Genomic DNA, 22,133 nt, shown 5'->3' on the forward strand with positions numbered 1-22,133 from the left:
AGTGAGCGCCAGCCGATTGACGACTTATCAGTTATTGCCTATAACGGCGCGCATTGATGAAGACACTGCGGAGTTCACTCTGGATGAGAGCGGGCGTCGTTCTCTTTGCGACTGCATCGATTGCAGCGGGTGTGCTGGATGCGATCTGGCGCGAGCTGGAGCCGGCGCATCAGCCGCTGCAGGCGTGGAGCGAGCATATTCCGGGGATGTTGGTCATCGCCGGAGTGGTTGCGGCTTGTTTGATCGGGGGAGGAGCGGCCATGCTGGCCGATCGCGGCGCGCGAGCGGGTGCGGCGGTGCTGGCGATCCTCTACGGCATCTTCGCCTTCTTTCCTGTGCCGCGCCTCTACACGGCGCCGCATTATCTTGGCCACAGCCCGGCGGTCTACGCGGGCGTGCTGGTGAGCGTGTGCCAGCCAATCCTCCTGTGTGTCGCGGCGGTGGTGGTGTGGAGGCTGCGATCGCGCGCCGGCGCACTCGTAGCGAGGGAGGGGGTGCTGGCGCGCATCCTCTTCGGAGCGTGCTCGATCGTGTTCGGGCTGGGGCATCTGAACGGGGTGCAGGCGGTGACGCCGATGATCCCGCACTGGATGCCGGGCCCGGCGAGCTTCTGGGTGGTCCTGACCGGTGTGGCATTTGTGCTCGCCGGGGTTGCGATTGCTTTTGATGTGCTGGCGGCGTTGGCGGCGCAACTGCTCGGATGGATGCTGCTGATGTTCAGCGTGCTGGTGCTGACGCCGGGAGTCGTGTCAGCGCCGCATGCACATGTGGCCTGGGGCGGCGACGCTTACAATCTGACGGCCGTGGGCGCCTGCTGGATCATCGCGGGCTGGCTGGCCGGGCCAGCCGCACGAGAGGCGCGTAAGCTTTAGGCCATATCAAGTAACTCTTTGGAGAGCGCATGATGCAAGCAAGGGCAGTGTTCGCCGCTGCTGTGATGATGTTTTTCTGCGTAGCAGGCGTGCAGGGCCAGACGGAGCCCGGGAAGGACATAGCAGCAAACCGCGAGGTGGTGCGGCGTGCGTTTCAGGCATTCGAGGCCGGAGACGTCAACACGATCAATGCGATCTTCGCAAGCGACGGACCGATGCATGGTCGCCGCGAGACCTTGCAGGGTGGGCCGTTTTCGATGCTGAAGGACGCGTGTGGCATGTGCGCGGCGCTCAGTGGGAGAACCATACGGATCGAAGAGATGATCGCTGAAGGAGACAGGGTGGCGGTCCGGTCGCGGTGGAGCGGGCTTTACACGGGGACGATCCACGGCGTGCCGGTGAAGGAGCAGAAAGTAACCGTGGTTTACACGAACTTCTATCGATTGAGCGGCGGAAGGATCGTCGAGAACTGGTATCTGGCGGACAACATGACGCTCGCCGAGCAGCTCGGGTTTTCGATGACAGCGGGAGCGAACGCGAGCCGGTGACTGCGAGACTGTGCGCTCGCAGTCACTCCAGAGGAGCAGGTCTTACCGGACGACGAAGTTGACGAGCTTGCCGGGAACGACGACGACCTTGACGATCGTCTTGCCTGCGAGCGCGGCCTGTACTTTTTCATCGGTGCGCGCGGCTTCTTCGAGGGCTTCGCGAGTCGCGTCCGCGGCGACGCGGACGACGTTGCGCAGCTTGCCGTTGACCTGCACCGGCACCTCGATCTCGTTCTCCTGCGCGAGCGCGTCGTCGTACTTCGGCCAGGGCTGGCGCAGGATAGCGTCCGTGTGGCCGAGCTGCTCCCAGAGTTCCGCGGAGAGATGCGGGGCGAAGGGCGAGAGCATGAGGACCAGCGCGTCGAGCGTGGAGGCCAGCACGGGTGCGGGGATCGTGCCTTCCGTGATCGCGAGTTCGGCGCTGGTCAGTTCGTTGACCAGCTCCATGATGGCGGCGATCGATGTGTTGAAGTGCCACCGGCCGCCGAAGTCCTGCGTGATCTTGCGAATGGTGCGGTGCAGTTTGCGGACGACTGGGTGACTCGCGCCTGCGTCGGGTGCGGCTCCGGTTGCGTTCTTCGCGGCTGCTGCGTGGCGCATGACAAAGCGATAGACGCGCGAGAGGAAGCGGCTGATGCCGGCGACGCCGTCCTCCTGCCAGTCGAGGTCGCGGTCTGGCGGCGCCGCGAAGAGCGCGTACATGCGTGCCGCATCGGCGCCGTAGCGCCCGATCATCTCGTCGGGCGAGACGACGTTGCCCTTCGACTTCGACATCTTCGCGCCGTTCTTGATGACCATGCCCTGGGTGAAGAGGCGTGCGGCCGGCTCGGCGTTCTTGATCAGGCCGAGGTCGCGCATCACCTTGGTCCAGAAGCGCGAGTAGATCAGGTGCAGGATGGCGTGCTCGACGCCGCCGATGTACTGGTCGATGGGGAACCAATACGATACCGCATCGGTGTCGAATGGAGCGGTCGCGTCCTTCGCGCTGGTGTAGCGGTAGAAGTACCAGGACGAGTCGACGAAGGTGTCCATGGTGTCGGTTTCGCGACGCGCGGGGCCGCCGCACCTGGGGCAGGTCGTGTTGACGAAGTCCGGCAGCTTGCCGAGTGGCGAGCCGCCTTCCTGGGTGATGTCGACATTCTCGGGCAGGAGGACGGGCAGCTGATCGTCGGGTACGGGAACGATGCCGTCCTTCGCGCAGTAGAGCATCGGGATGGGCGTGCCCCAGTAGCGCTGGCGGCTGACGCCCCAGTCCTTCAGCCGATACGTCACTGTCGCTTCGCCGAAGCCTTTTTGGGCGGCGAGGGCGATCATCTGCTGCTGCGCTTGCACGCACGTCTTGCCGTTCCACTCGCCAGAGTTGATGAGCACGCCGTCCTCGGTGGTCAGCGGCAAGGCTGCGGCGGTTTCGCCCGGAATTTCGATGACCTGGCGGATAGGCAGACCGTACTTGGTGGCGAACTCGTAGTCGCGCTCATCGTGGGCGGGCACGGACATGATGGCGCCGGTGCCATACTCGGCGAGCACGTAGTTGGCGGCCAACACGGGGATACGCTCGTTGGTAAATGGGTTGACGGCAAATGCACCTGTATCAACGCCATGCTTTTCGATTTCGGCATTGTCGCCCGCCTCGCGGGCCTTGGCCTGCTCCTCGGTGAAGGCGGCGACCTGTGTGGCGAGCGCGCTGTTCGTCGCAGCCAGGTGCTTGATCAGTGGGTGCTCGGGTGCGAGCTGCAGGCTGGTCGCGCCGAAGATGGTATCGATGCGCGTGGTGAAGACGCGCACTGGCTCGTTGTGGCCTTCGATTGCGAACCCGACAGTTGCGCCTTCGCTGCGTCCGATCCAGTTGCGCTGCATGGTGCGGACGCGCTCCGGCCAGCCCTCGAGCGTGTCGAGGCCGGCGAGCAGTTCGTCTGCGTACGCGGTTGTGCGCAGGAACCATTGCTCCAATTGGCGCTGCTCGACAAGTGTGTCCTCGTGCCGCCAGCAGTGGCCGTCGATGACCTGTTCATTGGCGAGCACGGTGCGGCACTCCGGGCACCAGTTGACCTTGCTGTTGCGGCGATAGGCGAGGCCGCGTTCGTACATGCGCAGGAAGAACCACTGGTTCCAGCGGTAATAGTCGGGCAGGCAGGTGGTGACCTCGGCCGCCCAGTCATAGGAGAGGCCGAGCCGGTTCATCTGCGTCTTCATGGCCGCGATGTTGCGCAGGGTCCAGTCGCGCGGCGGGGTGTTGTTCTTGAGTGCGGCGTTCTCAGCCGGCAACCCGAAAGCGTCCCAGCCCATGGGGTGCAGCACGTTGTAGCCCTGCATCCACATGTAGCGAGCGAGTGCATCGCCGATGGCGTAGTTGCGCACGTGGCCCATGTGCAACTGCCCGGAAGGGTAGGGCAGCATCTCGAGCACGTAATACTTGGGGCGACGGCTGGTGGCGGGCTCGGCGGCGTAGAGGCCGGGCTGCTCGGCCCAGCGGGCCTGCCACCGGGTCTCGATATCTGCGGGGTTGTAGCGCAGCTCGGCTGCGGAAGACGGGGTGGCGGAGGGCGTCGTCGAAGCGGCGTCTGGAGTCGAAGGCTGAGACATGGACACCTTGATTGTATCGTCCACGCCACAGTGTTCCGGGGTGCGGAGGGCAGCCGCGGCGGTCGAGCAGGAACCGCGAGGGACACCCGAGTGACTCAAGGGTGTTATTCCCAATCGGGAGTGGGGACCGGCATTCTTGGGCTCGCTGTGCCTGACAGAGGCACCCGGAGCAGGGAATCAATGATGGTGTATCGGGTTGAGTTGGAACGAGTGGACAAGGGCTATGAAGCGCGGGTCCCGGAGATTCACGGGTTTTTGTGCGAGGGACTGACCGAAGGCGAGACGCTGGGCCATGTGCGCCGCAAGCTCGATGACCACCGCGCCATCTCCGGCCTGATGCCAGATCCCAAGACGATGAAGATCGAGGTCTTCCGGACTTAGCTAGCGCGTGCCGCCGGGAACCGCGAAGTCCACGCCAGCGGCGCGATTGCGCGCGATGGTGGCGTTCAGGTCGAGCGCGGACAGCGGGATCTGCTGCTGGCGCCCACCTTCCGCGACGAAGATGGATGAGGCAGTCACGGCATAGCTGTGAATCTTCATCGGCTTGCGACCGTCGTTGAAGATCAGCGTGATCTCGGGGTGATCGAGGCCATCCGTGACGGGACCCGGGTTGACCGGCTGAGACGCGACAGGTTGCTGTCCGCTGTACGGCGCACGGGCGAGTGGCCGCGCATTTGGATCGTCGCCGAACTCCTGCGCGGGCCCATAGGCCTGTCTTCCGGAGGCCGGGCCAGCCTGATTTGCGGCGCCCTGACCATCCGGCCCCTGGTCCGACTCTTCATCCGTCGCCAGTGCGAGCGGGTCAATGTAGTAGCCAGGGTAGTAGCCCCCGCCATAGCCGTACGCGCCACCATGACTCCGCTGCACGGGATTGCCCTGCACTGGATTGGGCTGGACGGGGTTGTAGCCCGGAGTCTCCCACTGTGGAGTGTTGGTGCGCGGCATCTCCCACGTCGGTCGAGGAGCGGCGCTGTTGCTGTCGTAGCCGGAATTGGCACGGATGCCACTGTGTGTATGCACGCCTGCCGGTCCGCCCGATACGTGATGACTGTTCTGTACCGGCCCGCCTGGGCCGGTATGTCCGCTCTGTAATGGACTGCTCGGGCCGGCATGACTGATAGGCGCTGTCGCTGGAGGGGCGGTCGGCCGTGTGGCGATTCCCCGGGGAGCGGTGGCCTGGGCACCCGAAGCGTGTCCGGTGACCTGAGCAGGGGCAGCACTGCCGCACATGCAGAGGCTGAGTGCGCTCCAACCCAGCAATCTCCCAGCTTTTGCGTGCTCGCGCGAACGGATGTGCTGCATGGGGCCTCCTTCCGACCGCTTCAGGCCTCACTACTATAGACGCGGCGCTCGCCCCGGGGATGCGCGCCGCCACTGCTAGACTTGCGGCGGGTAACCAGCGTGGCGACGAGCACGGGAACGGCAAACGTCATCGGAGCAGGACCGAATGGGCTGGCTGCGGCCATTACGCTTGCGCAGGCCGGGCTGAAGGTGACGGTGTACGAGGCGGAGAGCGTGCCCGGCGGTGGCGCCCGCACCATGGAACTGACGGCGCCCGGCTTCCGAAACGACTTCGGCTCTGCAGTGCACCCGATGGGTGTCGGCTCGCCGTTCTTCCGCAGCCTGCCACTGGGCGAGTACGGGCTGACGTGGATCTACCCGCCTGCAGAGTGCGCCCATCCCCTGGAGGATGGCTCGGCTGTGCTGCAGGTACGTGACCTCGAGGAGCAATGCCGCCGGCTGGGCGTGGATGGCGCGGCATGGCGGCGCATCTTTGGCCCAATCTCGCGCCACTGGTGGGAGGCTGTGGAGGATGCGTTGCAGCCGATGTCGCCGTGGCCGAAGCATCCGCTGCTGCTGGCGCAGATTGGCGCGTGGGGCGCGTGGCCGGCATCGCTGCTGGCCGATTGGCTGTTCGATGATCCCCGCACACGCGCTCTGTTTGCCGGGCTGGCTGCGCACTCGTTCTTGCCGCTGAACCGGCCGTTCAGTGCAGCGTTCGCGCTGCTGCTGGGCGCTGCGGGGCACGCCGTGGGCTGGCCGATCCCGCAGGGCGGTTCGCAGGCGATCACGGATGCGATGATCCGCTACCTGACGACGCTGGGCGGTGAGGTGCGGACCTCTTCGCCGGTCGAGACGCTGGATGATCTTGAGCCTGCAACGGTGACGTGTTGCGATGTGAGCCCGCAGCAGTTGGTGAACATGGCGGGCGACCGGCTGCACTCGGTCGATCGGCAGCGCTTTCTCAGCTTCCGGCGGGGTCCGGGAATTTTCAAGGTGGACTACGCGCTGCGGGAGCCGATTCCGTGGCGGGCGAAGGACTGCGCACTGTCGGCAACAGTGCACATCGGCGGTACGTTTGAGGAGATCGCTGCCTCAGAGCACGCGATGTCTGCGGGGCGCACGGCGGAGCGGCCGTTTGTGCTGCTCACGCAACCGTCGCTGTTCGACAGCACGCGAGCACCCGCGGGCCAGCACACGGCGTGGGCCTACTGCCATGTGCCGAACGGGTGCCGCGAGGACATGCTGCCCCGCATCGAGGCGCAGATCGAAAGGTTCGCGCCGGGCTTCAGCGATTGCGTCCTCGCGCGCGGCATCTTCTACCCGGCGGATCTCCACGCGATGGATCGTAACCTGGCCGGTGGCGATATCGCCGGGGGCGCGGCGGACGGCACGCAGTTCCTGCTGCGGCCCGGGTGGCGCTTCTATGCCACGGGCGACCCGACGCTGTATCTGTGCTCTGCGTCGACACCGCCGGGTGGCGGCGTGCATGGCATGTGCGGCTATAACGCGGCGCGTATGGCGTTGCGCCGGCTGGGATTCAAGCAGCAGAGCGCCTGAGTCGCGCGGCATTCCTCATCGACGACGCGGCTGGGCGAGCACCAGTCCGCGCGGCGTGGGCAAGAGCACGACCGAGAGCAGGCCGCGCCGCTCCAGGCTGAGCGCAGCTTCGCGCACAATCTTCAGGTGCGAGCTGGCATCGTGCATCAGGACCAGGCCGTGCGGGTTCATCTGCGGCAGATAACGCTCGACCTCCTGCTCGCGGATCGGCATGTCGGAGTCGGAGAACAGCAGGTCGATGGGGCCGGGAACCTGCATCTCGAGCGAGGATTCGTTGCGCAGCTCGATGCGATGGCGGAGCGGCGAGGACGCCAGCTTCTCCTCCGCCTTCGCGAAGACCACGGGATCGTACTCGCAGCTGATGATGCGGCCGAAGCCGTTGCGTTCCAGCCCCTCCGCGATCCAGAGCGTGCTCACGCCAAGGAAGGAGCCGGTCTCGACAACGAGCTCCGGCTTGAGCGTGGTGACGAGGGTGCGCAGGAACTCGAGCACCTCGTACTCCGCGGTCATGGAGTCGTACATGCTCCAGCGCTCCGGGTGCGGGCACTCGGGCGTGGCGCGGTGGTATTCGGGCAGCAGGGCGCCGGCTGCGCGCTCGGCCTGCTGCATGATCTTGTGTTCCTGCTTGAGTCGGGGCCGTCGGCGGAAGAGAGACACCACGCGATTATAGAAAGAGGCCGGATCCGAGCCCCGGGGAGGGGCCCGGCCTGGTGGCGGCGCTAGTGCTCGAGCGGCTGCTCTGCCATGAACTGCTTGAACTCCATGGTGGTGCGCAGGAGTGCGAAGTCCTGCTCGCCCTGGAGCTTGCGGCGGTCATGGAAGCCTTCGTCGAAGGCCCGGCGCAGATAGAGCAGGGCCTGGCGGGAGTTGCCGGCGCGGGCAAATGTGCGGGCGAGGTAGTAGTTCTGCGCGATGCGCTCCTCGCGCGTGCTGCCCTCGTCGATGGTCGCGGTGCTGTTGTGCTCGAAGGTCTTCGGGTCGAGCGCGAAGGCACGGCCGTAGGCCTTCTCGGCATCCTTGTATTTTTGGGCGGCAAAGAGCGTGGTGCCGAGGTTGCAGTAGATCGCGGCCGAGCTGGGCGCATATTTCAGGGCGCGCTTGTAGTACTTCACGGCGTCGCCGTACATCCGCTTGCCATGCATCACGGCACCGATGTTGTTCAGCGCGTCCGTATTGTGCGGATCCAGGTGAAGGGCCTGCTGATAGGCCTTGATCGCTTCGTCCATCGCGAACAGGTGATGGTAGGCGACGCCGATCTTCACCCAGTTCTGGGCGGAGAGCAGTCGTGCGTGTCTATATGCTTCGAGCGCCGCGACATACTGGCGGCGCGCCATGTAGAGGTCGCCCTGCTCCTCGGGCGAGAGCTGGTACATCAGCGGCCCGGCAGAGGACGAGAGCTGCCCCGCGGAGGCGGAGATGTGGGTGGGATCCGTTTGCTGGGCGGAAGCAATGGGCGCAAAGAGCAGCAGCGCCAGGCACGCGGTGAGAGTGGCCGGAACCGACGTCATGGTCGCCTCCTCGTCCCGTGCAGTCGCACGAGACAATGCAGCATACGCCGCTCGGAAGTGCGTTGTCAGAAGAATTCCTGGCCTGTCACTCGGCGGGCAATAACGCTACGGAAACGTAAGATGCTGGCCGAATGCGAGCGGGGAGAGATACGCGCAGCCTACCCGAGGGTAAGTCCCAGCACGGGAAATCCGGAGCGCCTGCTGACGGGCCGTGCCGCACCGCTCGTTGACAACATGAAGTACTCCTCCTCACTGCCAATCTGCTCCGAGTATCACGAGCACATCCCGCAGACCTCCTATGTGTAGCCGCGGGACATTGCCTGCGCCCACCACTCGCTGGACAGACCCGGTACCGGCCCTATGCGCGCCTGTGCCGGCCCGGTAGGTGCATTGCGGCGCGGGCCAAACCAGGACATTCACCGGAGATGGAGACATTGCCATGACGCAGGAAGCAGGATTCGGCAAGAGAGCAGATCGGCGCACCTTTCTAAAGGGTGCGGGGATGACGAGCATCGGGTTGGCGGGAGCGGCTGTTCTTGGCGGCAAGCTGGTGCAGGCCGGCGACCCGGGGCAGGCGGTGCAGGCCGCCTCGTACAGCGATACGGACATCCTTAACTTCGCACTCAACCTTGAATATCTCGAAGCCGAGTTCTACGCGGTGTCGACCTATGGAGCGACGCTCGAGCAGTTAGGGATCCTCACCTCGGCCGATGTGAGTGGGCCGACCAAGGGTGGTCACCGCGTGCCCAACTTCTCTAACTCCCCGTTCGCATACCTGGCGACCAGCGTGCGTATCGACGAGTTCAATCACGTGAAGCTGCTGCGCTCTGCGCTCGGCTCGCGCGCGGCGAAGAAGCCGGCGATCAACCTGGACGCGAAGGGCTACGGCTTTGCGAACATCGGTGAATGGCTGAAGCTCGCGTCGCAGCTCGAGGACACCGGGCTGAGTGCATACCTTGGCGCGGCTCCGCTGATCCAGGACAACACGATCCTGGCGACGGCTGCCTCCATCGCCGGCACCGAGGGTCAGCACGAGGGCGCGCTGCGCACAGGCTGCGTGATGAGCGGCATCACGGTGCCGCCGCTCGACGCGCTCGACCATCCGCCCACGCCACAGCTTGCCTTCAACGTGAACCCGGCAAACGGACTGACACCAGCGCGGACGGCTGCGCAGGTGCTCAACATCGTCTACGCGGGCGGGCGCTGCGCCGGCGGCTTCTTCCCCGACGGGCTGAGCGGTACGATTGTGTGCCAGTCGTAGTTACGGAATAAATGAAAGCAGAACGAGCGTCGCGTGAGCGGCGCTCGTTGTGTTTACGGCGAACGTCTCGGCCCATGTTCGCATCGTTCGTGGCTGAGAGTGCGCCGAAGCCACAAGCGCTGATATCGACATGTGTCGCTCACCGCCCCTGATTGCCAGCAAAGATAGCTGTTTTTTCGTTTGACTGTATCGCAGCGGCGGGACCATACTCCGAGGCGGTTTGGAGAGCTTTGCGCTCCCGCTCACCTCGCGCACGCGGCCTTTCTGTGGTGCCCCGCCACTCCATCTCTCGCCTCCGCGAACCAACGTTGCAGATCCCGCACGGTTGCGGCCTCAGGGCTCCTTGATGCTGTTGTGACTACGTGCGCTCCGTCCGTCACCACGGGTGGTGGAGAGATCGCCTCATTCCGGAGGAGGTACCACGATGAAGAGATTCCGTCTGACTTACGCCATGCTGGCGGTGCTCACGGTGGGGCTGCTGAGTAGCCCGCAAATGCTCCAGGCGCAGGAGAACTGGAAGGCTGTTGTCGGCGCGCAGAACGCTGACATGGGACACCAGGCGCTCGCGTTTCTGCCGAACGAACTCTGGATCCACGCGGGCGACACGATCACGTGGACGGCCGAGGCGGACGATATCCACACCGTCACGTTTCTGAAGGCGGGGCAGGTGGTGCCGCCGTTTACGGTGGGCTGCCCCGGCTACTCACCGAGCGGCGTGTCGTTCGATGGCTCGCACTGTGTCAGCACACCGCCACTCGCTCGCGGGCAGACCTTTGCGGTGCTGTTTCCTGCGGCTGGCAACTACAAGGTCGAGTGCCTGGTGCATACCTTCATGACTGGCACAATCCATGTGCTCGCGACGTCCTTGCCGCTGCCGCACAATCAGGACTACTACAACGATCAGGCAGCGGCACAGAAGAAGCTGCTCTATGGCGAGGCTGATCGCAAGATGACGAAGATGCAGGACGACGAGGCGGTGCGCGTGTACTCGCACCACCACGACGTGGCGGCGGGTATCGGGGAAGCAGTTGCCACGGCAGGCGGAACGCAGGTCGAGTCGCTGGTGCGGTTCGTGAACGGCACGATCAAAATCCACGAGGGCGACACGGTGGAGTGGAGCAATCTGGATCCGCAGGAGCCGCACACGATCACGTTCGGAAAAGAGCCGGCGAATCCGTTTCCGCCGTCACCGAATGTGACGCTGGATGCGGATGGTGTGCGTCATGCCTCGGTCGGTTCGACCGCGACGGATGTGCACTCTGGGTTCATCGAGGCGACTGCCCAGGACCAGACGGGCCGGCCGCTGACTCCGCTCGATAACACGCGGTTCCGGATTACGTTCACGGAAGAAGGGACTTATCCGTATCGCTGCGTGCTGCATGACAACCTGGGGATGGTGGGCTCGATCATTGTGCTTCCGTAAGGAGCCTGTGAATGCGAACGAGCGCCGCGTGAGCGGCGCTCGTTGTGTTTTGGGATGGCTGTTGTGTGGGACCCCTCCCCCCCTAGTGCCGGTGGCTGGTGGGGAAGTGCTCTGCAATGTGCAGCTTCGGCCGCGCTGGTCGCTAAGTGTGGCGTTCTGCTCGGGTTACGGCTAAAGATCTCTGCCCATTCGACTTAGCGGCTGTCCTGAAGTTCGGGGGATACGCGTTGGTGTTGTCTACGCGGAAGAACAGCCTAATTCCATAGTAGCGAATTGGGTGGGGTGTGTCGGCCAGGGTTCTGCAGGTTTGTGCGCGAGTTGTGCTGGATTGGGAATCTCGGCAGCTCGTTGAGCACTCAATTCGATGTAAATTGAATGCATGATCCGGCTGAAGGAAGACATCCGCTCGTTGAGTGAGTTCAAGCGCGACACAACGGCTGCGCTTGCGCATCTGCGGAAGAGCCATCGTCCGATGGTGCTGACGGTGAATGGTCGTGCGGAGATGGTGGTGCTGGATGCGGAGAGCTACCAGCGGACGCTCGATGCGCTGGAGCGGGCCGAGGCGAATGAGGGTATCCGGCGCGGGCTGGAGGACATGGCGCACGGGCGAACGGTGCCTGCTCGCGAGGTGATCGCGAGGCTCAGGAGAAAACGTGCCCTGCCTTCGGGGGGCGAAACTCTTTCTGAGTTGCTCTAGGGTGGATGAACAAGCATCACCCTCGGTGACCTAAGTCATGGCCGATAAAGCCATTCGCGTGTAGATTTGACTGCAGCGAGCGGGAAAATGATCACACGGATTCCATATTCGGTTGTTCGCCCAGGAGTGGATCGACGGGACCTTCCCGTCTACTCGCCAGCCGAAGCGTCCTTCTATTTGGACATTCCGAGGGCGACGGTTAACAGTTGGATTTTTGGGAGATTCGGGGGGGCCTCCAAAAAATGGTACCCGCCCATTGTTAAACTTCCCGAAAACTCGCAAGACCTCATCTCCTTCAACAATCTGGCGGAACTTCATATCTTGGCAGTTACTACAAGAGTCCACAAATTGAAATTGGGAGCGGTTAGGTCGGCTGTAGATCATGTACGGCAAACTTCCCCTTCAGATCACCCTCTTCTCTCAAAGGCTTTTTATACAAATGGTCGCGACCTGTTCCTAAAGACACTCGAAGAAACGATCAATGTTTCCATGGGCGGACAGCTAGCACTGAAGCCAATTCTTGATTCGTATTTAGAAAGGATCGAGAGGGATGAGAAGTTTGCGCCAACAAAGATCTATCCTGTGACGCGCGGACAAAGTGGTGCAAAGGTAGTTGCAATCATTCCGAGTGTATCCTCCGGGCGTCCGGTCATTGATGGTTACGGAATCCCTGTTTCATCGATTTGGAATCGCTTCTGCGGCGGCGACTCGCCTGCTTTCTTGGCAAATGATTACGACGTTCCGCTGGAAAAAATAGAAGGGGCCTTGGCATACGTTGAGCAGTTTTCCGCAGCAGCCTAATGGCAGCCCAACATTCTTCTTGGACAGGACTCACCAAGGTAAGCAAATGGTCGAGTTTCTCAAGGCGTTGGGAATGTCTGTTGAAATTCACCGTGATCACTTCCCCCAAAGTGAGGATGACCACGTCTGGATACCTGTCTGTGCGCAGAACGGGTGGGCAATTATCAGCGGCGATAAGGGAATCGAAAAAGCTGCGCTTAATGCTCAAGCTGTGATCGAGTCAAATGCTAAAGTTTTCCTTCTGACCGACGGAAATATGAAGGGGATTGAATGGGCGGCCGCCATCATTTCTGGCCGTCATCGCATGCGAAAGATCATCGATGATAACGACGCTCCCTTCTATGTAAGCGTAGGGAAGACTCATGACAATCACGTGGGTCGTTTGCGGTTTGTCGGCTCCGGAAAGCCGAAGGAACGCATCTCTGAGCCGGAAACTCCAAAGACCACCAAGACACGAGAGAGGAATCACCCGGCAGCTGATGAGACTGATCCTAAACTGAACTTTGATTGACCAACCGCGGGTCCTGCTGATACGCAGCGCAAAGAGAAAGAGCGCCGCTGACGCGGCGCTCCTTTTGTGTAACTGCCCCCACGTGCGTTTGCCTGGACGGCTAGTCCTAGCGGGTGACCAGGACGGCTTCGGGAGCGGTGGCGTTCTGGTCGACTTTGTCGTGCCAACTGTGGGCCTTCTCGAGCGCCTTGTTGACGTTCTCGATGTTTTCGACGCCCTGGGTGTTGAGCCACTGTTCGAAGGCTTTGGCACCCTGGGTGGCGTAGACCTTGATGCCGTCCTTCCAGGTGGCGCGGCCGCAGAGGACGCCGTTGAAGGTGGTGCCGGATTCGGCGGCCAACTCGAGCGTCTCGATGAACACGGCGTTCGACACACCAGCCGAGAGATAGATGAACGGCTTGTGCGTGGCCGAGGCGGCGTCGCGGAAGTGCTGCAGGGCCTCTGCGCGCGTGTAGGCCTGCTCACCCTTGAATGCCTTGGTGCCGGCGACGAACTCCATCTGGACGGGGACTTCGACCTTGAGCACGTCGACGCCGTACTTCTCCTTGCCGAACTCGGCCATGGAGCCGGAGACGATGGAGGGCTTGGCCTTGGCGTAGGCGACGGACTTCTCGTCACCGCCGGTGTGGTCATAGCCGACGAACTCGAGGAAGTAGGGGATGTCGTGCGCGCGGCACTCATCACCGATGCGCTCGATGAAGGCGTGCTTGCGGTCGTTGATGTCCGACGTCTCCATCGGCGTGTAGTAGAGCAGGACCTTGATGCAGTCGGCGCCTGCTTCCTTGAGGCGGCGGACGGACCAGTGGTCGAGCAGGTCGGGCAGGCGGCCGGGGGTGGCGGCGTCGTAGCCGGTCTTCTCATAGGCGAGCAGCAGGCCGGCGTCGTTGCGGTGCCTGGAGGCGGGCAGGCCGAACTCGGGGTCGAGCAGGATGGCGGTGGAGTGGCGGGTGAGCACCGAGGTGACGAGGGTCTTGAACTCCTCAAGCGCGTCGGGGGGCACGGTGCCGGTGCCGGCTTCCTTGGCGAGCGATTTCTGCAGGGAACCGCGCTGGTCCATGGCGGCGGCGGCGATCACGCCGCGCTCGTTGGAAACCGCCTTGAGACCGGCCAGTTTGCCGGGTGTGAGCTTGATCATGGTGCGTCTCCTGAAGACAGGGTGGAGTGGATGATGAGGTGGGTGATCCTGTCGCGTTCAGCCGCACCCATTCTACCGCCCGACCTGGCGTGAGGAGGGTGCGTGTCACAGCTTCACCACGCGACTGTCACGTGGGAGCAATGTTGGCGGCATAGATATGGGAACGTTCTTTATTTCAGCGCATCACTTTCGCGCATCGAGGTTTTGCCCCCATGGCGACAGATCGCCGCACTTTTCTTCAGCTACTGACAGCCGGCGCCGCCGGTGCTGCTTTTCCGTCGAGCATTGCCCGGGCGCTGGCCATTCCGGCCAACAACCGCACGGGGACGATCGCGGATGTCGAGCACGTGGTCTTCATGATGCAGGAGAACCGCTCGTTCGATCACTACTTCGGCACATTGCGCGGCGTGCGTGGCTTTGGCGATCCGCGGGCGGTGACGCTGCCGTCGGGGCAGCCCGTGTGGCAGCAGCCGGACGGAGCGGGGTCGGTGTTGCCGTTCCATCCGCAGGCTCCCGACCTGGGGCTGCAGTTCCTGGAAGACCTGGCGCACGACTGGACCAGCACGCATACGGCGGTGAACGAAGGCCGCAACGATCAGTGGGTGCCGAGCAAGGGTCCGGTGACGATGGCCCACCTGACGCGCAGCGATATTCCGTATCACTTCGCGCTGGCCGATGCGTTCACGGTATGCGATGCGTACCACTGCTCGCTGCTGGGACCGACCGACCCGAACCGCTACCACATGTGGACGGGCTGGGTGGGCAATGACGGCCAGGGCGGCGGCCCGGTGGTCGATAACGCGGAGGCGGGCTATGACTGGTCGACCTATCCGGAGCGGCTGCAGGCGGCGGGCGTGAGCTGGAAGGTGTACCAGGACGTGGGCGCTGGGCTCGATGCAGCGCACTACTGGGGCTGGGGCGAGGACGCGTACATCGGCAACTATGGCGATAACTCGCTCTTGTACTTCCACCAGTACCAGAACGCGCCCGACGGATCGCCGCTGGCGGAGAAGGCGCGCACGGGCACGGATATCAAGGCGGGTGGCACGCTGTTCGATATCGTTGCCGCGGATGTGAAGGCGAACCGGCTGCCGCAGGTGTCATGGATTGTCGCGCCCGAGGCCTACACGGAGCATCCGAACTGGCCGGCGAATTACGGTGCCTGGTATGTGTCGCAAGTGCTGGATGCGCTGACGGCGAATCCCGAGGTGTGGAGCAAGACGGCGTTCTTCCTGATGTACGACGAGAACGACGGCTTCTTCGATCACGTGGTGCCGGCGCTGCCGCCGATGACGCCGGCGCAGGGGCTGTCGACGGTGCCGACGACCAACGAGATTTATCCGGGGAGCGCGGACTATCCCGCCGGCCCGTATGGGTTGGGGGTGCGGGTGCCGATGGTGGTGATCTCGCCGTGGAGCAAGGGCGGCTGGGTGAACTCGCAGGTGTTCGACCACACCTCGCTGATCCGCTTCCTGGAGGCGCGGTTCGGGATCACGGAGCCGAACATCACACCCTGGCGGCGGGCGGTCACGGGCGACCTGACGTCGGCATTCGACTTCCGCACGCCCAACGCGAGCGTGACGCCGCTGCCGAGCACGGCCGCGTATCTGCCACCGGACCAGACACGGCATCCGGATTACAAGCCGGCGCCACCGGCGGAGCAGTCGATGCCAGAGCAGGAGAAGGGGACCCGGCCGGCACGCGCGGTGCCCTATGAACTGCACGCCTCGGCTGAGGTATCGGCCGGCGCGGTGACGCTGACCTTCCGCAACAGCGGCGCGTCGACCGCGGTGTTCCAGGTGCGGTCGAGCCATGTGGCCGACGTGCCGCGCAGCTACACGGTGAGTCCGCATCACGAGCTGAGCGATACATGGCTGGTGGGCGCGGCTGGGCTGAGCGGGTATGGCCTCTCCGTGTACGGACCGAACGGCTTCTTCCGCTCGTTCGCGGGAAGCCTTGCGGAGCCGGCTGGAGCGCAGGTGGAGGTGGTGAGCCGCTATCACCGTGGGGACGCGGGCGTGACACTCGAGCTGCGCAATACGGGGCATGCGGCGTCCGAGGTGACGATCCGCGATGCGTATCGCCGCGAAACGGAGACACTGCACCTCCGGCGCGACCAGACGGTGGTTCGTCGCTTCGATGTCGACGGAAGCCACGGCTGGTATGACCTGCTGGTCGAAGTGGAGGCCGATGCCAAGTACCGGCGGCAGCTGGCCGGTCACGTGGAGACGGGTCGGGATAGTGTGACCGATCCGGCGATCGCGGCAAGCTAGGCGCAGCGGAGACGCAGACAGCGACCGGTCGAGGACGGGCGCGCCCTGCCAGGGAAACCTGATGGGGCAGCCCGGACTCGGCCGGTCGTTTTATCTGTGTCCGTGCGGCTTAGCGGAAGTTGACCTGTTGGAAGCCGAAGGAGCGGAGCAGCGTGGTGAGGGTGGTGCGCGCATTGGCGGAGGCGGTATTGAGGATATTGCTGTCGAGGGCGGACTGGCGCAGCTCGGCCTCGGCCTTTTCACGGACCTCGGATTCGAGGTTGGGGTCGGCGGGCACCAGCAGGCCGGTGGTGCGGGAGACGACGCGGGTGTGTGCGCTGTCGAGCGAGACGGAGAGCAACTCGGCCGGGGGCAGGGTGACGGTGATGGAGCGGCCCTCGATGTCGACGTCCGAGGCGTTGAGGCGGCTGAGATCGAGGCCGGCGACGGCCTGGCCGTGCACGACGAGCAGCAGCTTGTCGCCGCTGAGAATGTCAGGGAGGAAGTCGCTTGAGCGGTCGCCCTCGACGATCTTGTCCATGGTGTAGACGACCGACTCAAGGCGCGACAGGTGCTGGATGCTGGCGATGACGGTGGGCTGCGAGACATTGATGATGTCGCGCCGGCCGAGGAAGGCCTCGGTGAGCTGCGTGCGCATGGCGCCGCCGACATGGTGGAGCAGGGTGGGCAGCAACAGCAAAGCGAGCAGCAGGCCCGCGACAATGCCCAGCAGGACGGCAGGCAGAACACCGCGAGAGGTAGCGCGAGATGTGGGCTCGGTGATGACTGTCATAGGCGTGGGCGCACGGCCTTGGCTCCGGGTGTCGAGCGTCGCATCGGGTTGCAGCCCTGGTTTGAGACGGCCGCGGGTTCGGATGCGAGCTGCAGAGCAGGCCGGGTCAGGAGGCGCACTCCAGTGGCATAGATGCGAATTCTGGCCGGGGTGAACCCCAGGGGGATTTGGACGCCTGAGGTTCGCAGCAGGAGCGCGCGATGGTCTGTTACTCGACGAGGGTGGCCAGGGTGTCGGGCTGGGGTTGCGCGTCCGTCGTTGTTTGCTGGCGGTTCTTGTAGCTGGCCGCGACGAAGGAGCGGAAGAGCGGATGCGGCTCGAGCGGCTTGGACTTGAACTCGGGGTGGAACTGGCAGCCGAGGAAGAAGGGGTGGCTGGGCAGCTCGACGATCTCGACGTAGGTGGAGTCGGGCGTGGTGCCGGTGATGCGGAGGCCAGCACCGGTGAGCAGCGGCTCGTACTCGCGGTTGAACTCGTAACGGTGGCGGTGGCGTTCTGAGATCTCGGTGCGGCCGTAGGCTTCGGCGGCCTTTGAGCCGGGCTCGAGCAGGCACGTCCACGCGCCGAGGCGCATGGTGCCGCCCATCTCTTCGACGCCGGTGAGCTCGCGGAGCTTGTAGATGACGCGGTGGGGGGTGGCGGGGTCGAACTCGCTCGAATTGGCGCCGTGCAGCTTGCAGACGTTGCGCGCGAACTCGATGGTGGCCGTCTGCATGCCGAGGCAGATGCCGAAGTAGGGCGTGCCGGACTCGCGCGCGTAACGGATGGCGTTGAGCATGCCTTCGATGCCGCGCTTGCCGAAGCCGCCGGGGACGAGGATGCCGTCGAAGTCCTTGAGCTGTGAGGCGTAGTCCTCGGTTTCGAGGCCTTCGGCTTCGAGCCAGCTCACCCGCAGCTTCAAGTTCTGCGCAAGCGCGCCGTGAACCAGCGCTTCCTTCACGGATTTGTAACTGTCTTCGTACTCGACGTACTTGCCGACTATGCCGATGTGGACTTCGTCCTTGGGGTGGTAGGCGTGGTCGACCACCTGCTGCCAGCGGGAGAGGTCGGCGGGGCGCGTCTCGAGGCGGAGGTACTTGAGGGCGAGCGCGTCGACGCCCTCGTGGGCGAAGTTGAGCGGAACCTCGTAGATGGATTCGACGTCGCGGGCGGCGATGACGGCCTGGTCTTCGAGATTGCAGAAGAGCGCGATCTTGCTCTTGATGTCGCGCGAGAGGGCGCGGTCGGACCGGCAGAGCAGGATGTCGGGCTGGATGCCGATCGAGAGCATCTCCTTCACGGAGTGCTGCGTGGGCTTGGTCTTCAGCTCCTGCGCGGCGGCGATCCAGGGCACGAGCGTGACGTGCACGAAGACGGTGTTGTCGCGGCCAAGCTCCTGGCGCATCTGGCGGATCGCTTCGAGGAAGGGCAGCGACTCGATGTCGCCGACAGTGCCGCCGATCTCGACGATGGCGACGTCGCAGTCCGCTGCGACCTTGCGCATGGCGTTCTTGATCTCGTTGGTGACGTGCGGGATGACCTGCACCGTCTTGCCGAGGTAGTCGCCGCGGCGCTCCTTGGTGATGATCTGCTCGTAGATGCGCCCGGTGGTGAGATTGTTATCGCGGCTGAGGCGCGCATGGGTGAAGCGCTCGTAGTGGCCGAGGTCGAGGTCGGTCTCGGCGCCGTCGTCGGTGACGAAGACCTCACCGTGCTGGAACGGCGACATGGTGCCCGGGTCGACGTTGAGGTACGGGTCAAACTTCATGAGGTTGACGCGGAGCCCGCGAGCCTCCAGCAGGCAGCCGATGGAGGCAGCGGCCAGGCCTTTGCCGAGACTGGACACAACACCGCCGGTCACAAAGATGTACTTTGCTGACACTGCATCACCTCTGAATTGTGGGGTTGGATGGCGTACCGGGTGGGCACGATCAAGTATCGCAGAGCGGGTGGGATGGGGGAAGCGGTTTCTGGTCTGCTGTGTTCCACGCTGTGGAACAACGGTACAGTTCGGCCGCGTCAGGTACGAGCAGACATCCGGCTCCGTCACACGTCTAGAGTGGCAGGCGCTCTTGGCGTCTAGATTGAAGAGATCGTGAGAGAGATGAGGATCGAGAGAGCTATCGGATGTCGATTGTTGCCGGGGTTGCTGGGCGCATTGCTGCTGGCGCTGCCGGGGACCGTCGCCCTGGCGCAGACGGCTGCGCCGAGGGATCCGGCGGTGATTGCGACGATTCACCGGCTGGTGCTGACGAATGGCGACTTCCAGAATGTGCGCCGGTATGTGCTGAAGGGCGACCGGGTGCGTTACATCTCGTCCGAGCGCGGAGGGGAGTGGGAGGAGCTGCCGGTGAGCCTGGTGGACTGGGCGGCGACGCTCAAGTACGCGCACCAGCACACGGTGGCGGGGGAGCAGGAGCAGGCTGCGTCCGAGGATGCAAAGGCGGTGGATGCGGAGGCCGCGGCGGAGAAGGCCGAGATGAATGGGCGCACGCCGGAGGTGGCGCCGCACCTGCACCTTCCGGATCGCGATGGCGTGTGGGTGCTGGATTACTTCGAGAACAAGCCGGAACTGGTCACTCTGGAACAAAACAGCGGCGATGTGAATCAGCGCACCGGGCACAACGTGATGCGTGCGGCGATCAATCCACTGGCCAGCAAAAAGCAGGAGGTGCGGCTGGATGGTGAGGGATCGAAGGTGCACCTGCACCAGAACCGGCCGACCTTCTACGTCAGCCTGACGACGGCGGATAACTCCGCCGGGCCGAATGCGATGAAGGTGGACACGGGCAATGCGAACGGGCCACAGGCGATGAGCTCACCGGAGAGCCAGTACGCGATCGTGACCATCCAGCCGCGGCGTGGCTACCGCGTGGTGACGAACGTGAACCTGAGCGCGCTGGGGCAGATGACGCAGACGCAGGATGTGGTGCCGACGACCGCGACCGTTCTGCCGGGTGGGCACTGGCTGAAGCTGGAACCGAAGCAGCCGCTGGCGATCGGTCAGTATGCGCTGATGGAGCGGCTGGACCCGAGGGAGATCAACCTGTCGGTGTGGGACTTCGCGATCGAGCCGCAGTCGGGCGACAACCTGAACACGATCCTGCCGCTGCGGCCCTGATCGGGCATCGCTCGCGTCAGGACGGAGACGGACGGGGCGAAGTGAACGGAACGAAAACGATCAGCCCTGTGCGGCGATGCCGTCGCGGGTCGAGTTTTTCACCAGGTACATGCGGCGATCCGCGGCCTCGAGCATGCGGGTCGCATCCTTCGCGTCGTCCGGGTAGTTCGCCAGGCCGAGGCTCGCGGTCAGGCGTAGTTGCGCCGCGCTGAGGAAGCGGCGGGAGCGAAGGGCGACTAGCAAGCGATTCGCGGCCTTGGTGCCGGAGTGCAGAGATGTCTGCGGCAGCACGACGACGAACTCGTCACCGCCGTAGCGGAAGCAGATGTCCACGTTCCGCATAGTGTTACGAATCAGGTCGGCGGCCTCGGCCAGCACGCGGCTGCCGATCTGGTGGCCGTGCGCGTCGTTGACCTGCTTGAAGTAGTCGAGGTCAAGAAAAATGAGCGAGAGCGGCGCGTCGAAGCGCTTGGCGCGTTCGATCTCGACGGGGAGCACGGCCTTGAGGTGCCGCGCGTTGTAGAGCCCGGTCACGTCGTCGGTGATGGTGAGTTCCTGGATGCGCTCGACGGCGCGCGCGTTCTCGATCGCGATCGCGGCGTAGTCGCAGAGGATGTAGAGGAAGGTGATGGCCTCGTCCGAGAGCGACTGCGGATTGAGGTGCGTGACCTGCAACACGCCGAGCGTGCGGTCGCGCGAGCGCAGCGGCAGGCAGATGGCGGAGTGCTCCTGGTCGCGCGCGGTCAGGGGGGCGGGTCCGCCGTCGTCGGCGACGATGAGCGGCTCACCATGGAGCGCGACCCAGCCGGAGATGCCGGCGCCGAGCGGGATGCGTATGCTGGCGAGCTCATCTGCAGAGATGCCGCGGGCAAGTGTGTAGGACAGCTCGCGCGTGCGCTCATCGACCATCAGGAGCGACCAGCTCTCCGGCTGGAAGTAGCGGTCCATCTGCTCGAGGATGCTGTGAAGCACGGTGGGGAGGTCGAGCGAGGAGGTGAGCGCTCGGGCGGCATCGTGGAAGATGCGCAGGTGCTCGTAGGCGACACTGCCCTGGATGGAATCGGCCATGGGGGTGGTCTGATTGTGCCATGAGCGCCCGTTCCGGTGCGCGAGAGCGTGATGAGGGCGGCTAAGGAGCCGGGCTGCGCACGGCCCAGGCGAGGCCGTCGGGTTCGGGACCGGCATCGATTTTGCCGACGACCGCCAGCGAATGGAGATCGATCACAGTGACGTAATTGTCCGGCGTGCAGGCCACGAACGCGCGCGCGCCACCGGGCTCGATAAGGATGCCGGCAGCGCCGTGCCCGATGGGGATCCGCTTGATCTCATGGCGCGAGGCGGCGTCGATGATGACGAGGTCCGGGCCGCCCAGGGTAGAGACGAGCACGAGCTTACCGTCGGGCGTGAACTTCAGCCGATTGGCGCTCGGCACGTTGCGCCGACGAAGGTCAACCCGTGCGGACCACGCAAGGGCCCGAGGTCGATCGAGGGCAGCGCGCGCTGGTGCACCAGATCGAGCACGGCGAGCGTGTTGTAGCTGCCGAAGCCGTAGTTCGAAGCGTAGGCCGTGGTGCCGTCTGTTGAGGCGATGACCTCGTGTGGATCATTGCCAACGGGCATCTTCGCGACGACCGCGAGGGTGGCTGGATTGACGATGCTGAGCGTGTGGTCCTGCTTCGAGAGGACGAGCAGGGAAGCGTTGGCACGGGCGGCCGTTTGGGCGTGCAGCACAGCGCTAAGGCAGGCTGTGGCGAACCCAAGTGCGGAGCGGACTGGGAGCTTCATGCGGGAGCGTGCCTCCGAGCGGA

At 64.2% G+C, this 22,133-nt stretch carries 22 protein-coding genes; 12 read left to right on the forward strand and 10 right to left on the reverse strand.

Annotated features, from left to right (window positions below):
- Positions 1-83: 83 nt before the first annotated feature.
- Together AC5IJH_RS11220 and AC5IJH_RS11225 are read left to right on the forward strand one after the other, a co-directional pair.
- Positions 84-872, forward strand: a complete 789-nt coding sequence (locus AC5IJH_RS11220; protein WP_491902906.1) for a hypothetical protein — start codon at positions 84-86, stop codon at positions 870-872.
- 29 nt (positions 873-901) lie between these two features.
- Positions 902-1,420 (forward strand): ester cyclase, encoded by a 519-nt coding sequence (locus AC5IJH_RS11225; RefSeq protein ID WP_491902907.1) that lies wholly within the window; start codon positions 902-904, stop codon positions 1,418-1,420.
- Positions 1,421-1,462: 42 nt separating this feature from the next.
- Here the strand turns inward: AC5IJH_RS11225 and leuS are convergent, their stop codons facing one another.
- Complete coding sequence (leuS, locus tag AC5IJH_RS11230; RefSeq protein ID WP_491902908.1) at positions 1,463-4,003, reverse strand: leucine--tRNA ligase; 2,541 nt, start codon at positions 4,001-4,003, stop codon at positions 1,463-1,465.
- 180 nt (positions 4,004-4,183) lie between these two features.
- Between leuS and AC5IJH_RS11235 the strand changes: the two genes are divergently transcribed.
- Positions 4,184-4,384 (forward strand): hypothetical protein, encoded by a 201-nt coding sequence (locus tag AC5IJH_RS11235; RefSeq protein ID WP_491902909.1) that lies wholly within the window; start codon positions 4,184-4,186, stop codon positions 4,382-4,384.
- Here AC5IJH_RS11235 and AC5IJH_RS11240 read toward each other — a convergent pair whose 3' ends face one another.
- Complete coding sequence (locus tag AC5IJH_RS11240) at positions 4,385-5,023, reverse strand: hypothetical protein (protein ID WP_491902910.1); 639 nt, start codon at positions 5,021-5,023, stop codon at positions 4,385-4,387.
- A 381-nt stretch (positions 5,024-5,404) separates the two neighbouring features.
- Here AC5IJH_RS11240 and AC5IJH_RS11245 point away from each other — a divergent pair, with 381 nt between their 5' ends.
- Positions 5,405-6,844: a phytoene desaturase family protein gene (locus AC5IJH_RS11245; RefSeq protein ID WP_491902911.1), complete on the forward strand. Its 1,440-nt coding sequence runs from the start codon at positions 5,405-5,407 to the stop codon at positions 6,842-6,844.
- A 15-nt stretch (positions 6,845-6,859) separates the two neighbouring features.
- On the opposite strand, the gene AC5IJH_RS11250 is transcribed toward AC5IJH_RS11245, so the two are convergent.
- Both AC5IJH_RS11250 and AC5IJH_RS11255 read right to left on the reverse strand, forming a co-directional pair.
- Positions 6,860-7,501 (reverse strand): O-methyltransferase, encoded by a 642-nt coding sequence (locus AC5IJH_RS11250; RefSeq protein WP_491902912.1) that lies wholly within the window; start codon positions 7,499-7,501, stop codon positions 6,860-6,862.
- A 62-nt stretch (positions 7,502-7,563) separates the two neighbouring features.
- Positions 7,564-8,352, reverse strand: a complete 789-nt coding sequence (locus AC5IJH_RS11255; RefSeq protein WP_491902913.1) for a tetratricopeptide repeat protein — start codon at positions 8,350-8,352, stop codon at positions 7,564-7,566.
- Between the two features lie 120 nt (positions 8,353-8,472).
- Between AC5IJH_RS11255 and AC5IJH_RS11260 the strand changes: the two genes are divergently transcribed.
- The 6 genes from AC5IJH_RS11260 (at position 8,473) to AC5IJH_RS11285 (ending at position 13,045) form a co-directional block, all read left to right on the forward strand.
- The gene (locus AC5IJH_RS11260) at positions 8,473-8,658 is read left to right on the forward strand and encodes a hypothetical protein (protein WP_491902914.1); all 186 of its coding nucleotides are present in this window, start codon (positions 8,473-8,475) and stop codon (positions 8,656-8,658) included.
- Between the two features lie 133 nt (positions 8,659-8,791).
- Positions 8,792-9,613, forward strand: coding sequence for a ferritin-like domain-containing protein (locus tag AC5IJH_RS11265; protein ID WP_491902915.1), 822 nt, complete (start codon positions 8,792-8,794; stop codon positions 9,611-9,613).
- 424 nt (positions 9,614-10,037) lie between these two features.
- Positions 10,038-11,036 carry a cupredoxin domain-containing protein gene (locus tag AC5IJH_RS11270; RefSeq protein WP_491902916.1) on the forward strand — a complete coding sequence of 333 codons (999 nt, stop codon included), beginning with the start codon at positions 10,038-10,040 and terminating at the stop codon, positions 11,034-11,036.
- A 379-nt stretch (positions 11,037-11,415) separates the two neighbouring features.
- Positions 11,416-11,733, forward strand: a complete 318-nt coding sequence (locus tag AC5IJH_RS11275; RefSeq protein ID WP_491902917.1) for a type II toxin-antitoxin system Phd/YefM family antitoxin — start codon at positions 11,416-11,418, stop codon at positions 11,731-11,733.
- A gap of 87 nt (positions 11,734-11,820) precedes the next feature.
- A complete protein-coding gene (locus AC5IJH_RS11280) occupies positions 11,821-12,534 on the forward strand; it encodes a DUF433 domain-containing protein (RefSeq protein WP_491902918.1) in 714 nt (237 codons plus the stop codon).
- A 19-nt stretch (positions 12,535-12,553) separates the two neighbouring features.
- Complete coding sequence (locus AC5IJH_RS11285) at positions 12,554-13,045, forward strand: PIN-like domain-containing protein (RefSeq protein ID WP_491902945.1); 492 nt, start codon at positions 12,554-12,556, stop codon at positions 13,043-13,045.
- Positions 13,046-13,151: 106 nt separating this feature from the next.
- Here the strand turns inward: AC5IJH_RS11285 and AC5IJH_RS11290 are convergent, their stop codons facing one another.
- Complete coding sequence (locus AC5IJH_RS11290) at positions 13,152-14,180, reverse strand: tagatose 1,6-diphosphate aldolase (protein ID WP_491902919.1); 1,029 nt, start codon at positions 14,178-14,180, stop codon at positions 13,152-13,154.
- 212 nt (positions 14,181-14,392) lie between these two features.
- Between AC5IJH_RS11290 and AC5IJH_RS11295 the strand changes: the two genes are divergently transcribed.
- On the forward strand, positions 14,393-16,453 hold the full coding sequence (locus AC5IJH_RS11295; RefSeq protein ID WP_491902920.1) for a phosphocholine-specific phospholipase C: 2,061 nt from the start codon (positions 14,393-14,395) through the stop codon (positions 16,451-16,453).
- Between the two features lie 109 nt (positions 16,454-16,562).
- Here the strand turns inward: AC5IJH_RS11295 and AC5IJH_RS11300 are convergent, their stop codons facing one another.
- Positions 16,563-17,225 (reverse strand): DUF4230 domain-containing protein, encoded by a 663-nt coding sequence (locus tag AC5IJH_RS11300; protein ID WP_491902921.1) that lies wholly within the window; start codon positions 17,223-17,225, stop codon positions 16,563-16,565.
- Positions 17,226-17,433: 208 nt separating this feature from the next.
- On the reverse strand, positions 17,434-19,086 hold the full coding sequence (pyrG, locus tag AC5IJH_RS11305) for a CTP synthase (protein ID WP_491902922.1): 1,653 nt from the start codon (positions 19,084-19,086) through the stop codon (positions 17,434-17,436).
- 222 nt (positions 19,087-19,308) lie between these two features.
- Between pyrG and AC5IJH_RS11310 the strand changes: the two genes are divergently transcribed.
- Positions 19,309-20,325, forward strand: a complete 1,017-nt coding sequence (locus AC5IJH_RS11310) for a hypothetical protein (protein ID WP_491902923.1) — start codon at positions 19,309-19,311, stop codon at positions 20,323-20,325.
- 60 nt (positions 20,326-20,385) lie between these two features.
- Here AC5IJH_RS11310 and AC5IJH_RS11315 read toward each other — a convergent pair whose 3' ends face one another.
- From AC5IJH_RS11315 to AC5IJH_RS11325, 3 genes are all read right to left on the reverse strand, one after another.
- Positions 20,386-21,393 carry a GGDEF domain-containing protein gene (locus AC5IJH_RS11315; RefSeq protein ID WP_491902924.1) on the reverse strand — a complete coding sequence of 336 codons (1,008 nt, stop codon included), beginning with the start codon at positions 21,391-21,393 and terminating at the stop codon, positions 20,386-20,388.
- Positions 21,394-21,454: 61 nt separating this feature from the next.
- On the reverse strand, positions 21,455-21,757 hold the full coding sequence (locus tag AC5IJH_RS11320) for a YncE family protein (RefSeq protein ID WP_491902925.1): 303 nt from the start codon (positions 21,755-21,757) through the stop codon (positions 21,455-21,457).
- Complete coding sequence (locus AC5IJH_RS11325; protein ID WP_491902926.1) at positions 21,736-22,110, reverse strand: YncE family protein; 375 nt, start codon at positions 22,108-22,110, stop codon at positions 21,736-21,738. Before AC5IJH_RS11325 ends, AC5IJH_RS11320 begins: the two co-directional genes overlap by 22 nt.
- Between the last annotated feature and the right edge of the window lie 23 nt (positions 22,111-22,133).

It is taken from the genome of Candidatus Dedyshia acidiphila (assembly GCF_051025295.1).
Classification (GTDB): Bacteria; Acidobacteriota; Terriglobia; order Terriglobales; family Acidobacteriaceae; genus KBS-83.